Annotated in this window: 12 protein-coding genes and 1 pseudogene; 9 read left to right on the forward strand and 4 right to left on the reverse strand. The window is 57.3% G+C overall.

All coding sequences use genetic code 11. The features are described 5' to 3' along the window. From ABK249_RS15020 to ABK249_RS15060, 9 genes and pseudogenes are all read left to right on the forward strand, one after another. Positions 1-2,460 carry a VirB4 family type IV secretion/conjugal transfer ATPase gene (locus tag ABK249_RS15020; RefSeq protein WP_227702537.1) on the forward strand — a complete coding sequence of 820 codons (2,460 nt, stop codon included), beginning with the start codon at positions 1-3 and terminating at the stop codon, positions 2,458-2,460. Between the two features lie 266 nt (positions 2,461-2,726). Then, on the forward strand, positions 2,727-3,428 hold the full coding sequence (locus ABK249_RS15025) for a type IV secretion system protein (protein WP_227705104.1): 702 nt from the start codon (positions 2,727-2,729) through the stop codon (positions 3,426-3,428). A gap of 6 nt (positions 3,429-3,434) precedes the next feature. After that, a complete protein-coding gene (locus ABK249_RS15030) occupies positions 3,435-3,647 on the forward strand; it encodes a hypothetical protein (RefSeq protein ID WP_037150219.1) in 213 nt (70 codons plus the stop codon). A 15-nt stretch (positions 3,648-3,662) separates the two neighbouring features. Next, a complete protein-coding gene (locus tag ABK249_RS15035; RefSeq protein WP_037150222.1) occupies positions 3,663-4,691 on the forward strand; it encodes a TrbL/VirB6 family protein in 1,029 nt (342 codons plus the stop codon). Between the two features lie 40 nt (positions 4,692-4,731). Continuing rightward, the gene (locus ABK249_RS15040) at positions 4,732-5,430 is read left to right on the forward strand and encodes a VirB8 family type IV secretion system protein (protein WP_037150224.1); all 699 of its coding nucleotides are present in this window, start codon (positions 4,732-4,734) and stop codon (positions 5,428-5,430) included. After that, entirely contained in the window at positions 5,427-6,230 is an 804-nt protein-coding gene (locus tag ABK249_RS15045; RefSeq protein ID WP_037150226.1) for a TrbG/VirB9 family P-type conjugative transfer protein, read from the forward strand. The genes ABK249_RS15040 and ABK249_RS15045 overlap by 4 nt, the downstream gene beginning before the upstream one ends. Next, on the forward strand, positions 6,230-7,438 hold the full coding sequence (gene virB10, locus ABK249_RS15050) for a type IV secretion system protein VirB10 (RefSeq protein WP_227702536.1): 1,209 nt from the start codon (positions 6,230-6,232) through the stop codon (positions 7,436-7,438). Before ABK249_RS15045 ends, virB10 begins: the two co-directional genes overlap by 1 nt. After that, the gene (gene virB11 / locus ABK249_RS15055) at positions 7,419-8,447 is read left to right on the forward strand and encodes a P-type DNA transfer ATPase VirB11 (protein ID WP_227702535.1); all 1,029 of its coding nucleotides are present in this window, start codon (positions 7,419-7,421) and stop codon (positions 8,445-8,447) included. Before virB10 ends, virB11 begins: the two co-directional genes overlap by 20 nt. Then, positions 8,444-10,129 (forward strand): annotated as a pseudogene (locus ABK249_RS15060) (type IV secretory system conjugative DNA transfer family protein); the annotation flags it as partial. The gene virB11 and the pseudogene ABK249_RS15060, both read left to right, overlap by 4 nt. Before the next feature lie 16 nt (positions 10,130-10,145). On the opposite strand, the gene ABK249_RS15065 reads toward ABK249_RS15060, so the two are convergent. The 4 genes from ABK249_RS15065 to ABK249_RS15080 form a co-directional block, all read right to left on the reverse strand. After that, positions 10,146-10,295, reverse strand: a complete 150-nt coding sequence (locus ABK249_RS15065) for a hypothetical protein (protein WP_161784756.1) — start codon at positions 10,293-10,295, stop codon at positions 10,146-10,148. Between the two features lie 128 nt (positions 10,296-10,423). After that, on the reverse strand, positions 10,424-11,599 hold the full coding sequence (locus tag ABK249_RS15070; RefSeq protein ID WP_037150235.1) for a M20 aminoacylase family protein: 1,176 nt from the start codon (positions 11,597-11,599) through the stop codon (positions 10,424-10,426). Then, positions 11,596-12,207, reverse strand: a complete 612-nt coding sequence (locus ABK249_RS15075; RefSeq protein WP_081952805.1) for a CoxG family protein — start codon at positions 12,205-12,207, stop codon at positions 11,596-11,598. Before ABK249_RS15075 ends, ABK249_RS15070 begins: the two co-directional genes overlap by 4 nt. 9 nt (positions 12,208-12,216) lie before the next feature. Further along, the gene (locus tag ABK249_RS15080; RefSeq protein WP_037150237.1) at positions 12,217-13,110 is read right to left on the reverse strand and encodes an NAD(P)-dependent oxidoreductase; all 894 of its coding nucleotides are present in this window, start codon (positions 13,108-13,110) and stop codon (positions 12,217-12,219) included. Between the last annotated feature and the right edge of the window lie 2 nt (positions 13,111-13,112).

The raw sequence follows: 13,112 nt of genomic DNA on the forward strand, positions 1-13,112 counted from the left end.
ATGCGGAAAGTGATCAGCCAGGAGCTCGGTCTTGGTCGGTTTTCCGGCCGCGAGCGGCCCATGTCTCGGCATATCCCATATCTGCGGCATGTATCCGATACGGTGATCGGGCTGGAGAATGGCTCCCTCTTAAGCGTCATCAGACTGCACGGCTTGTTTTTTCAGACGGAAGATCAGGCAGAACTCAACATGCGCGCTATAGTCCAAAACACGATGATCCGCGCCCTCGGCTCCAGCCGTTATTCGCTGTGGTCTACGGTCGTGCGTCGAGAAGTCGAAGCGCAAATCGGCGGCACGTTCGACAATCCATACTGCGATCTTCTAAATTCCCGCTATATGGAGCAGTTGCGTCACAAGCGCATGTTTCGAAACGAGATCTATCTCACCATTGTGCAGTCGGGAATGCGTGGCGTCCTCGGCGTTGGCGATTCCATTAAACGGATGTTCGCACGAGCAGATCGAGGTGCCGGGCTAAAATACACCCGCGATGACGTCACGGAACTCGAGGAACTCGTCGGAAACCTCGTGCAGGATCTGACCAAATACGGCGCGCGCACGCTCGGTATTACCTACCGGAAGCGTGATGATGATCCGGCGGGAAACGAAGAGCAGTTAAATGCGGCAAAGGTCGAGCCTTACTCTGAGCCTTGCGAATTCTTCAACACGATCCTGACCTGTGGAATACCGCGAAAGATGCGTCTGCCGCGGATGGGAATCTACGGCTTCGTCGGCACGTCGCGGTTGCATTTCGCCAAGCGAACGATGCAGGCTCAAGCAGCCGTCGATGAAGACACCCGTTACGGAGCGATGCTGTCTATCAAGGAATATCCCCCGTTCACCGGTCCGGGTTTACTGGACAGCCTGTTGCAGGTGAACCACGAATTCATCCTCACCCAGTCCTTCTCCATAGCCGACAAGCCGATTGCACAGGAGCGGATCAGCCGGCTGCAGCGGCAGATCAGGGCGTCGGACGGTTCCGGCAGCGCGGTTGAACAAGACATCGACTACGCGCTCAATAGCCTGATGAACCAGGAAGCCGTATTTGGTTTCCATCATCTTTCGCTTCTTTGTCTGTCTCGCGATCTGGAAGGTGTCAGCCGCAGCGTGACAGAACTCGGCGCCAGTCTGACAAACATGAACATCAATTGGCTCAGAGAGGATCTCAACCTCGAAGCGGCTTTTTGGGCGCAACTGCCGGGAAACCACGCTTACATCGCCCGCAAGGCAATGCTGTCGAGTGCAAATTTTTCCGGCCTGTCATCGATGCACAATCTCGCTACGGGAGAGGCTGATCATACCCATTGGGGTTGGCCGATCACCATTCTCGAGACGACATCGCAAACACCTTATTGGTTCAATTTCCATCGTCGTGACATCGGCCACTTCCTTGTCACGGGACCGACCGGATCGGGCAAGACGGTTGCTTTGACATTCCTGTTGGCTCAGGCGATGCGGGTCTCGCCCACACCAAAAGCCGCATTCTTCGACAAAGATCATGGCGCCGAAATATTTGTCAGGGCGATCGGCGGCTCCTATGAGGTATTGTCGCCCGGAACACCGACAGGTTTCAACCCGCTCCAGCTGGAAAACACCGGAACCAACCGCGATTTTTTACTGCGGCTCGTCAAGGCGATGCTGCGATCTGGTGATGGCAGCGCGCTCAGCCAGGAAGACGAAGATACGTTAGAGCAAGCGATCCCCCGCCTGATGCAGGAGCCGAGATCGGAACGAAATCTTTCAAATTTGGCAGACCTTCTCTCGGGCCGGTCGCGGGCCAACGCCAACGATCTTTGTTCTCGCCTTCGCGCTTGGATCGACGGCGAAAAGGCATGGCTCTTTAATGCCGCAGAGGACGTACTTTCTTTCTCGTCCCATCGCGTCTTCGGTTTCGATATGACCCACATCCTCGCCAACGGGGAACTGCGTACACCGGCGCTGATGTATCTTTACCACCGCCTCGATGAACTGCTCGACGGAAACCCCGCCATGTTCTTCATGGATGAGGGCTGGCAGCTCCTAATGGACGAAACTTTCAGCAACTTCATCGTTGACAAGATGAAGACCATCCGAAAGCTGAACGGCATTGTCGGCTTCGGGACACAATCTGCAGCCGATATCGCCAAAGCAAAAGCCTCCCATACGCTGATCGAGCAGGCGGCGACCCACATCCACTTCCCGAACCCGCGGGCCGACGAGGAAAGCTACATAAAACGCTTTGGTCTGACGATGAAGGAATTCAGCTTCATCAAAACGACACCCCCTGAAAAGCGAACCTTCCTGATCAAGCACGGCAATGACTCCGTCATCGCTAGGCTTGATCTCACCGCAATGCCCGATCTCATCAAAGTGCTTTCCGGGCGCAAGGAAACGATCGAGGAATGCGCGCGCTTGCGCGAACGCTATGGCGAACAACCAGAACATTGGCTTGCCCGGTTCTGCGGATGGGAGACAGGCGAATGAAGCAAGGTCGTCTCTTATGGCTTCTAAACCTATCGCTGGCAGTCGGCGTCTCCGGTCCGGCGATGCCACAAGTGCCCGTTGTCGGTCGCGTCAACCCTGCTTTTGGCACTGCCCAAAATGGTGAAGAGGTTAAGATCGCGTCTCGGGTGGCGTCTGCAATCTCCGACAAGGGCATGAATGGAGCCTAACCGAAAGGCCTGCGCACAGAGGCGCGAACGCGAGGCCGATATAGCGCTGATATTGAACGCTGAATGAGGAAAACGACCATGGAGAAATTCTTATTCATCGCATGTTTACTGCCGGTTGCATCCACCGCGTTCGCTCAGGTGCCAGTCATCGACAACGCAAATCTCGATATCGCGAGAAGAACCGCCCAGACGACGGGCGAGATCTTGGAGACGAACGGGCAAGTCCTGAAAACAACCGAAGAAACGCTCGACGCTGTGACCGGCGATCGCGCCGGTGACGCAAACCGCATGCAAAACCTCGCGGTCGGCAATGGCTTCAGCGCGTCGCAGATGCCTTCATTCGACAAATTGTTATCGGGTGGAGTCGCGAACTTTGGGAGCGTAAGCGGAGACGTCTCGCAGGTCGCAACCACATTTCTCAACAGCCTGGAACTGGTAAGGACCCTCTCCGGCAAGGAAAGCAGTTCGTTTTCCGGCGACAAGTCCTATGAGGAGATGGTGAAGACGGTGCTCGGCGTCGCCGCACTCGTTACCGGTTCCCAAAAAGCCGTTCAGACCCGCCGCGCATCATTCGAACAGGCCGGCTCCAGCATCGGTCAGGCCAAGGACATCAAAGGCTCGATCGACCAAAACACCCAGCTTCAGGTCGAAGCGGGCCTGACCATCAACGAGCTGATTGGCGTCATGAACGGCGCTGTGTCCTCGCTGCAGGCAGATAATCAACGCCGGCTCACGGATATCTCGAACTCCCAAAAAGCGCTCAGCTATAGTGACGAGTAACGCACCATGAGCGGCAAGGTATTTCTTTTTTTCATGGTTTCGGTCGGTCTTGTCGGTTGCGGTACTGCCTACAAAGAAAAGACCGCACCTTGCAAGAGACCGAAGCACCTGACCGGATTGGCTCCCGATCCGAGACAGGAATGTGGACCGATGACCCGGGTCAACAGCGACACCTCGGCTGCCGCCCTGGCGGCCATCGATGCAGTGTTGGCAAAATAGCAAAGGTCGGAGGCCATGCACGATTTCCTTGGCGACGTTCTTGAAAGGGTCGAGCAAACAGGATCAAACTTTTCCGAAGAAGCCTTCGGTATCGTTGGTCAACAGCTGATGCCGCTGCTGACAATCCTGTTTGTCGCCTATGTGAGCTACTACGGTCTGCAACTCGTCATGGGAACGGCGCGCGTCAGCGTCAGCGAGATCATCGGCCGCGTCGTGCGCATGTTGGTCATCCTGACCCTCGTCAGCAAGTGGGAGAATTTCAATAGCCTCTTTTATGCCTGGCTGAGCGATACGCCTGAAGAGGTTGGCCGCGCGATCTTGACCGCAACCGGAACCGGCATCACCGAACCCACGAATGGGTTGTCCTTAATCTGGAAGACGGCCAACGAGGCGGCTTCCGCATTCGCGGAACAATCGGGCTACTTCTCCATCCTGCCATCCATGGTCGGCTTTCTGATCATGCTTTGCGTCGGCGTTTTCATCGCCGTGGCGCTGGCGATCCTTCTGCTTGCCAAAGTGATGATGTGGATGCTGATTGGCACCGCTCCCATCTTCATCGCCTGCATGCTCTTTGAACGATCCCGCGGCCTTGGCGCTGCTTGGTTTCAGCAGGTGCTGATGTATGCCCTCATTCCCCTCTTCGTCTACGTGGTTGCAGCCTTCCTCATTGCGGCAATGGACCCGGAATTGACAAAGGTGACGAATGCCGCAGCCCAGAGGCGCCTTCAACTCAGCGATATCTCCGCCTTTCTTTTGCTCTGCTGCGCGGGTGCATTCGTCCTGTTCAACATTCAGATACTCGCCCAGGGCATTACCGGTGGCATTGCGGCCGGTATCGGCAGGATCGCGCGTGACGCCGGACATCTGGCGGGAGTGACCGTCCCGAAAGCGACGTTCGGCGCGGCTCGCTCCTTGGCAGGCACGATCGGCGATCATGGCATGCAAGCAAGGACGCGGACCATGGAAAACATGAGGGCAAATATTCGAAATGCCACCGCCCGAGCGATGCAGAACCGAATCAGCAGCAACAGCCTGCCAAATTGAGTGAACCGTTCGAGGGAAGTGTCTTTAAGGATGCGCGCGAATGAGCAAATCGCATGATGCTGCTCTTGAAAGCTATTTTCAGGATGGCGACCGCTGGGAACAGGAAATCTTGAAGAGCGCCAAGCGATCGCGAGCGATCGCCTGGTTCATCACCATGGTCTTCGGCACCATCACGCTGCTATCGCTGACAGCACTCATCCTGCTGGTGCCACTTAAGAGCTTCGAGCCCTATATCATCGAGGTCGACAAGAATACAGGCTATCTGGAGGTCAAATCCGGCCTTACCAAATCGGTCAAACTAACCGATCTGCAAGCCATCACTCAGGCCAATGTCGTGCGCTACATCCGATCCCGCGAGGGGTACGATCCCTTTGCGGTGACCGAAAATTTCGGCATCGCGGCGCTGCTTTCCACCAATGACGCCGCGCGCGAACTCCAGGAGCTTTATAGCGCGGCAAACCCGGACAATCCCGCGAGAATCTACGGCAAGGATAAAAAAGTCACCGTCGACCTCAAGTCCGTCACCTTCTCAAACCCCAGCACCGCCCTCGTTCGGTTTTCCACGACGGAGAAATCGGACACGGGTCAGATCACCCGCCACTACATTTCCGTTGTCCGCTATCGCTATACGGAATCGCCAGCAACCAATGCGTGGCGCTTCGAAAATCCGTTGGGCTTCCAAGTCTATGACTACCGTCGCGATCAGGAAACGGTCACGCCAGGAGATGCCGGACAATGAGGTTGCTTCTTCTCCCGGCTTTTGCAGTCCTCATCACGGTGGAGGCGTTCGCAAGTCAGGCGCCACGGCCAGGATCGCTCGACCGGCGCGTTACAAGTGTCGTCTATCAGGCGAACAACGTGCTGGAAGTGCCCGCAACCTACGGCATCTCCACCATGATCATCTTCGACGAGGATGAGGAATTCGAAACGATCTCGCTTGGAGATACCGACAGCTGGCAGGTCGCCCCCTCAGAAAAGGGCAACATCCTCTTCGTAAAGCCCATCGCACGAAACGTCGACACCAACATGAACATCGTAACGACCAAGAGGATCTATTTCCTCGAGCTCAATGATCACGCTCCGGACGATGGTAAGCAGGTATTTGCCATTCGCTTCGTCTATCCCGACAAGGACCTGAACGCGCGATGGCGCCAGGAGGCCAAGGATCGGGCCGCCTATCCCAATATCGCCAATATCGACAGGGCAAACGTCAATATCGATTATTCGTTTTCCGGCGATCCGGCCCTGAAACCCAGCATGGTCTTTGATGACGGCAAGAAGACCTTCTTTCGGTTTGAAAAGGCTGTCCCCGCGATCTTTGCCGTCCAATCCGATTTCTCCGAGACCCTGCGCAACTTCCGTAAAGAGGGCGATTACATCGTCGTCGACGGTATCGCCACGCAATACACGCTTCGCGACGGCAACCAATGGACCTGCATCTTTAATCTTGAAAGGCCTGACTTCGGCGTCCCGAACCCTGATTTTTTCGGGCCGGCTTTGGACAGGAATGCGACGAAGCGGCGAAGGAGCGGCAACTGATGAAGTTAAGCCCGGAACTAGAGGCGATGGCCGCGGCCGACGACACGCCGGTCCAGGATCGAAACGCTCGACGAGACCAAAGGCTTGGAGCAATAGCCCTGTTTCTGGGCGGGATTGCCGCCGCGTACCTCGTCGTCACGACCTCCGGCGAAAAAAACACCGAGAACATCCAGAGCGACGAGGAATTTCAGACGACGACCTTCAGGCCGCCGTCCTTTCTGAGGGAAACAGAAAAGCCCTCGCCCGCCCCCGAGCAGCCTGTCATCAATCTGCCGCCACCCGCTCCCCCGGAAAAACCGCCTCCCGAGACGACGACCTTTGACGTACCTCCGCCGAAAGAGGTGGCTCAGCCGCCAATGCCCCCTTCACCTATCGAGGAGGCTTTTCCGAAACGGTACATGTCAAAGCTGATTGCAATGGATGAAATCGCCGGCGGCAATGATGGTCGTAGCCTCCGCAACGAAGGCAGTTCAGGCGTGACGGTCGCCGGCGCCGATCGCAACAGCACATATCTCAATGCAGCCTCCAATCTGGCCAGCCGTAGCGCCAAGGCCCGCCGGATCGAGCGGATCGATGCCATGATTACCGAAGGAACGTTGATCCCCGGCATTTTGGAAACGGCGATTAATAGCGATCTGCCCGGCCAAATCAGGGCCATTACGTCACAAGACGTCTATTCTTTCGACGGTCGACGCATCCTAATCCCGACCGGCACCCGCCTCATTGGAGAATACCAGTCAGAGATCACGCGTGGTCAAAAGCGCATTTTTGTCATCTGGACCCGTCTCATCCGCGACGATGGCGTCTCCGTCAGACTTGATTCAATTGCCACCGACGGGCTGGGAAGGTCTGGATTGACCGGCCATGTCGACAACAAGTTCCGTGAACGGTTCGGCGCCTCGATCATGTTGTCGATCGTCGGTGCTGGCGCAAGCTATCTGACGGGATACGGCAGCGAACGGGCTTCTGGCAACGGCGATGACGCAGAGCGTGGCGCAGAGCTCGCGCGAGAAACGATCGCTGAGACCTTCAGCAATATGGCGAATACCGTTCTTTCGGAAAACCTGCGCATCGCGCCGACGATCAATGTTCCTCAAGGCGAGCGCATCTTTGTCTATGTGCGCCAAGACCTCGACTTCAGCGCCCTTTATGACGATCCGATCACCGAAGCAATGAAGGAGATCCGACGTGAACGTCGCGACAGGTAATGTCATGTCGACCAGGCGCGATCATTATTATTTCCTCAATCGCGCCCTCGAACCGCTTCGGCGGTTCCTTGACGATCCGGCGGTCATGGAGATTGCCGTCAACGGGCCTGGCCATGTCTATATCGAGCGACGTGGTGCCGAATATATGGAGCATCATCACATCAGCAGCCTAACGGCTGACGAAATCCAGAATATAGGCGAGCGGGTTGCAGCGGCGACCGACCAGTTTGTCAGCCGTACAAAGCCGATCCTCAGCGCCTCACTACCGACCGGCGAACGCATCCAGATCGTCTTGCCGCCGGCTGCATCCGGCGGCGGTTCGGTCTCTATCCGCAAACAGGTGATCAATGATTTTACGCTCGAGGAATATCGGGACAACGGCTCGCTGGACAAGGTGTCGGTTGCCGTCGGCGACCTCAGCGACCTCGATCACACGCTGGTTGGGCATCTGCGAGCAAACAGGATTTACGACTTCATTCATACGGCGATCAGTCAGCGGGTCTCCATCCTGATCAGCGGCGGCACGTCCTCCGGCAAGACGACATTCCTCAACGCCTGCCTGAAGAGTATCCCCCAACATGAGCGGATCATCACGCTCGAAGACACACGAGAACTTTTCCCTCCCCAGCCGAACACGGTCCACCTGGTTGCCTCGAAAGGTGACCAGGGTACGGCCGATGTATCGATCCAAAGTTTGCTCGAAGCCTCATTGCGCATGCGCCCCGATCGGCTGTTCATGGGCGAAATTCGCGGAAGTGAAGCTTTTTCCTTCCTTCGCGCCATCAACACCGGTCATCCCGGCAGCATGTCCACGGTCCATGCCGATACACCCTTGGGCGCCTACGAACAGCTTGCAATGATGATCCAGCAGGCCGGTATCTCTTCAGGCTTCTTAAAGCACGACCTCATGTCCTACATCCGGATGGTCATCCCGGTCGTCATCCAGTTGCGCCGCGAAGGCGGCAAGCGGAGCGTCTCTGAGATTTTCTTTGCGCGAGACGAGCCGTGATCAGACAGTTCCAAAGCTTCTACTTGTGCTTCTGCGCCGCGATCGCATTGTTTGTCTGGCTGCTCGCCTACGGCCTGGGGCTTCAGCTTTTCTACGAGGATGGACGGATTCTCAAGGCCACGATCACGAGCAATCCCTTTTCGCCGATCCAGCAGTTCTGGTTCTATCCGACCGACCCTGTCCTACAGAAAGTCGCACTTTGGGCAGCGGTGCCAGCCACGCTGGTCGCCGGTCTCATGGCCCATCTTGGTCTAAAACCGACCACGAACCCTTTAGGCGACGCGGCATTTCAGGACAGGGCTTCGCTTCGACGTGGCAAATGGTTTCGCAAAAAGGGCCATATCTTCGGCCGGCTGGGATCAAGAATTCTAAGGGTCAAGGACGATCGGCACCACGTCATTATCGGCCCGACACGCTCGGGCAAAGGTGCAGGTTACGTCATTCCCAATGCCCTGATGCACCAAGGTTCGATGATCGTCACCGATCTGAAAGGTGAGATTTTCAGGGCAACCGCCGGATATCGCCGTCGAGACGGCAGCGAGGTATTTCTGTTCGCACCGGGGGCGGTAACGACAAACTGCTACAACCCCCTCGATTTCGTTCGCACAGAACGCGGTGACCGCACCGCCGACATTCAAAACATCGCCAATATACTCGTCCCTGAAAATATCGACTCTGAAAATTCGATCTGGCAAGCGACCGCGCAACAGGCGCTTGCCGGCGTCATCAGCTATGTGCTGGAAAGCCCGTTTTATAAAGACCGTCGCAATCTCGCAGAGGTCAATTCCTTTTTCAATACAGGCCTCAATCTTCAGGAGTTGATGAAATGCGTCAAGGAGAAAGAACCTGGCCTTTCGAAGTTCACGATGGAGAGCTTCAATTCCTTTATCGCGCTTTCCGACCGCGCCGCCGCGTCCGCTCTTCTCGATATCCAAAAGGCCATGCGCCCCTTCAAGAATGAACGGGTCGTTGCAGCGACACGCGTTACCGACATGAACTTCCATGCCATGAAGCATCGGCCGATCTCCATTTATCTAGCGCCAAGTCTGAGGGATATCACGCTGTTGCGCCCCCTCCTTACTTTGTTCGTGCAACAGGCCATGGATATTCTCACGCTCGAGCACGATCAGAATTCGCTGCCGGTCTATTTCCTCCTCGACGAGTTCCGTCAGTTGAGGCGGATGGATGAGATCATGATGAAGCTGCCTTATGTCGCCGGCTATAACATCAAACTCGCCTTCATCATCCAGGATTTGAAGAACCTCGATGAAATCTATGGCGAGACCTCGCGTCACTCCCTGCTTGGTAATTGCGGCTATCAGCTCGTCCTCGGCGCCAACGACCAGGCGACGGCTGAATACGCGTCGCGGGCGCTCGGCAAACGCACAATCCGCTATCAATCGGAATCGCGAACGATCGAATTTTTCGGTTTACCGCGACGGACCAAGGTCGAACAGATCCGAGATCGTGATCTGATGATGCCTCAGGAAATCCGACAAATGCCGGAAGATAGGATGATCCTCCTCACCGAAGGACAACGCCCGATCTTCGCGGAGAAACTCCGCTTCTTTCAAACGCAGCCGTTCAAATCGGCGGAAGCTTATTCGCAGGCCAACATTCCACGGGTACCGCAGGTCGAATATCTCCCGCCCAAGCCCGTTCCGGCCACAACCGCCAGCTACCAAGACGCGGTTAACCTCACTTCGGCTCCGCGCTCATGATGATCGCCTCCCCAAGTGGAGCCCGGTAAAGAATGATGCGGCCGGTCGGTATGACCCGCAAGAGCCCGGCGAGCGTTGGGATGCCCGCCATCGCAATGATCAAGCCGCGCTTACGGACCGGAGACATACTTGCACCCGACCCGCCAACCTCAACCATCTCGGAAGTCACCTTACCAAGCGGGCGCCATCCAGACATAACGATGCCGAGCATCGGCTCCGGCTGCTTTGCGACAAGATCCGCGGAGCACGGTCCGGTCAGGAAGCGAGACTATTGAGTGCAAGCGCGCGATGGGCGACTTGCATCCAGTATTGAACACCGAGCGTGAGAGCCTCGTCGTTGAAGTCATAACCCGGACTATGGAGATTTCGCCCACAGTCCGCACTGCCATTTCCGATCCAGATGTAGGCCCCCGGTTTCTTCCGAAGCATGAACGAAAAGTCTTCTGCGCCCATGCTCGCCGGCATATCCTGATAAACCAAACCCTCCTTGGACACGGTTTGCGCAGCCGCCCTGGCGATGTCGGTTTCCGCCTCTGTGTTGATCGTCGCCGGATAACGCCTCTGATAATCCAACTCAGCTCGAGCGCCGAAAGTCTCCGCCACCAGCCGCGCGCGATGCGCCATCTCGGCCTCAAGCCGGTCGCGCACCTCCAGCGTCAGCGATCGCGCCGTGCCCCGAATTAATACCGTGTCCGGAATGATGTTCCAGGTATCGCCTGCGTGGATCTGCGTAATACTGATCACCGCTGCATCTGCCGGGCTCAGCGTGCGGCTGACGATTGCCTGCCAGGCCGTATTGATCTGGCCGGCGACAAGGATCGGGTCGATCCCCTGATGCGGCATGCCGGCATGGGCGCCCTTTCCGATGATCTTCAGTTCGAAATTGTCCTGGGCCGCCATCATCGGGCCGGGATGGATTGCAAATGTGCCTACCGGCAGACCGGGCCAGTTGTGCATCCCGAAGATGCGGTCTACCGGGAAGCGATCGAACAAGCCGTCCTCGATCATGACCATGGCGCCGCCATGGTTCTCCTCCGCTGGCTGAAAGATGAAAACGACCGTTCCGCGGGGAGGATTGGCCGCCATCAGACGGGCGGCGCCGAGCAGCATCGCGGTATGGCCGTCATGACCGCAGGCGTGCATTTTGCCGGGCACCTTCGAGGCATAGGGCAAACCCGTCGCCTCGGCGATGTCGAGAGCGTCGATATCGGCCCGCAATGCAACAGAGGGCCCTTCCCCGTTGCGCAATACGCCGACAACGCCCGTGCGCCCGATCCCTTCGTGTACCTCCAGGCCGGCATCCCGTAATTTTTCTGCAATGAAGGCCGCTGTTCGATGCTCTTCAAAGGCCGTTTCCGGGTGCTCGTGCAATTGACGGCGCCATTCGATCAGCTTCGGCTCCAGGGACTTGATGCAGTCTGTAATATTCATTGCATGACTCCCGACACAAGCGTACCCGCCACGCCGATTGCCATACCGACCAGCAACCAGGCGATCCGGTCGATCAACGGTATATGAGCGGTCGCCGATGTCGGGCCTGGGGGCGAGTGCTCATGCCCGTCGGAAGAACCATTTGGCTGCTCGCCGGTCTGGCCCGTTCCGCCGGAAAGCACGGCGGAAAAACTGGAAAAGAAATCCTCCGCATTTTTCTTTGCGATGCTCTGGATCAGCCTCCCCCCGACGCTTGCGAGTTTGCCGCCGATGTCGACATCTGCAACATAGGCGAGTAGCGTGCGGTCTCCCTGCGGCGTCAGCCTGATCCTCGCCGAGCCTTTCGCAAAGCCTGCCGGGCCTCCCTGACCTCGCCCCGATAGTATATAGCCGAAGGGCGGATCGAGGTCGCTCAATTCCACCTTACCCTTGAACGTGGCGGAAACCGGCCCGACTTTCGCGACCACCGATGCCGTGAATTCCCTGTCTCCGGTCTGCAGCATCTCAGAACAGCCCGGAATGCTGCGCCGGAGGGTTTCGGGATCGTTTAGCCCAACCCATACCTTGTCGATCGGCGCAGGGATGACATGTTCACCAACAAATTCCATTGCCGTTTCCTATTTCCCGGCGTGCTGTTCGTAGAGCCTGTAGATCGCCTGCGTTCCCTCCTCACCGAATCCGCTCGACGCGAGCGTCTCATAGAGCCGCTTGGCCAGCGCGAGGCCCGGCAGGTCGAGCTTCATCCGCTCTGCTTCAGCGATGGCGATCGACATATCCTTGATGAAGTGATGCACGTAAAAGCCGGGAGCATAGTCGTCGGCCAGCATCTTCGGGCCGAGGACATTCAAGGCGAAGCTGGACGCGGCTCCGGTTCCGATCGAAGACAGGACCCGTCCTGCATCGAGCCCGGACGCCTTGGCATAGGCGAGGCTCTCGCTGACGGCGATCATGGTAGAAGCGATGGCGATCTGGTTGCTCATCTTCGTGTGCTGTCCCGCCCCCGGCCCACCTTGCAGGACGATGTTTTCGCCCATCAGCCTGAGGAGGGGCAGAGCGACGTTGAACGCGGCTTCGTCCCCCCCGACCATGATCGAAAGTTTGCCCGCCTTCGCACCGACGTCCCCCCCGGAGACTGGCGCATCGAGCGTCCTAACGCCTTTTTGCGCCGCTTTCGCCGCAATCTCGACGGCGAGCGTAGGGCTGGAAGTGGTCATGTCGATGAGTACCGCCCCCGCTTTTGCCCTCTCTACGATCCCGCCAGCGCCGAGGTAGGTTTCCTCGACATCCTTGGGATACCCGACGATGGTGACAAGGATGTCGCACGCCGCCGCCACCTCTCCTGCGCTGTCGTGCCAGACGGCGCCCCTGGCAACCAATTCGGCTCCCTTGCCTTTTGTCCTGTTGTAGACATGCAGCTCGTGCCCGCCGTCGAGAATGTGGCCCGCCATGCTGCGCCCCATGATTCCCAGGCCGACGAAGCCGACTTTCTTCCTGCTATCTGTACTGTTCATCT

It is taken from the genome of Neorhizobium phenanthreniclasticum (assembly GCF_040066075.1).
Taxonomy (GTDB): Bacteria; Pseudomonadota; Alphaproteobacteria; order Rhizobiales; family Rhizobiaceae; genus Neorhizobium; species Neorhizobium petrolearium.

Bases quoted from the DNA above. Each gene is read 5' to 3' on its own strand.
- ABK249_RS15065 (WP_161784756.1), bottom strand. From the start codon at position 10,295: ATGTCTCCGGTCCGTAAGCGCGGCTTGATCATTGCGATGGCGGGCATC.
- ABK249_RS15030 (WP_037150219.1), top strand. From the start codon at position 3,435: ATGAGCGGCAAGGTATTTCTTTTTTTCATGGTTTCGGTCGGTCTTGTC.
- ABK249_RS15040 (WP_037150224.1), top strand. From the start codon at position 4,732: ATGAGCAAATCGCATGATGCTGCTCTTGAAAGCTATTTTCAGGATGGC.
- ABK249_RS15035 (WP_037150222.1), top strand. From the start codon at position 3,663: ATGCACGATTTCCTTGGCGACGTTCTTGAAAGGGTCGAGCAAACAGGA.
- ABK249_RS15070 (WP_037150235.1), bottom strand. From the start codon at position 11,599: ATGAATATTACAGACTGCATCAAGTCCCTGGAGCCGAAGCTGATCGAA.
- virB10 (WP_227702536.1), top strand. From the start codon at position 6,230: ATGAAGTTAAGCCCGGAACTAGAGGCGATGGCCGCGGCCGACGACACG.
- ABK249_RS15080 (WP_037150237.1), bottom strand. From the start codon at position 13,110: ATGAACAGTACAGATAGCAGGAAGAAAGTCGGCTTCGTCGGCCTGGGA.
- ABK249_RS15045 (WP_037150226.1), top strand. From the start codon at position 5,427: ATGAGGTTGCTTCTTCTCCCGGCTTTTGCAGTCCTCATCACGGTGGAG.
- ABK249_RS15075 (WP_081952805.1), bottom strand. From the start codon at position 12,207: ATGGAATTTGTTGGTGAACATGTCATCCCTGCGCCGATCGACAAGGTA.
- ABK249_RS15025 (WP_227705104.1), top strand. From the start codon at position 2,727: ATGGAGAAATTCTTATTCATCGCATGTTTACTGCCGGTTGCATCCACC.
- ABK249_RS15020 (WP_227702537.1), top strand. From the start codon at position 1: ATGCGGAAAGTGATCAGCCAGGAGCTCGGTCTTGGTCGGTTTTCCGGC.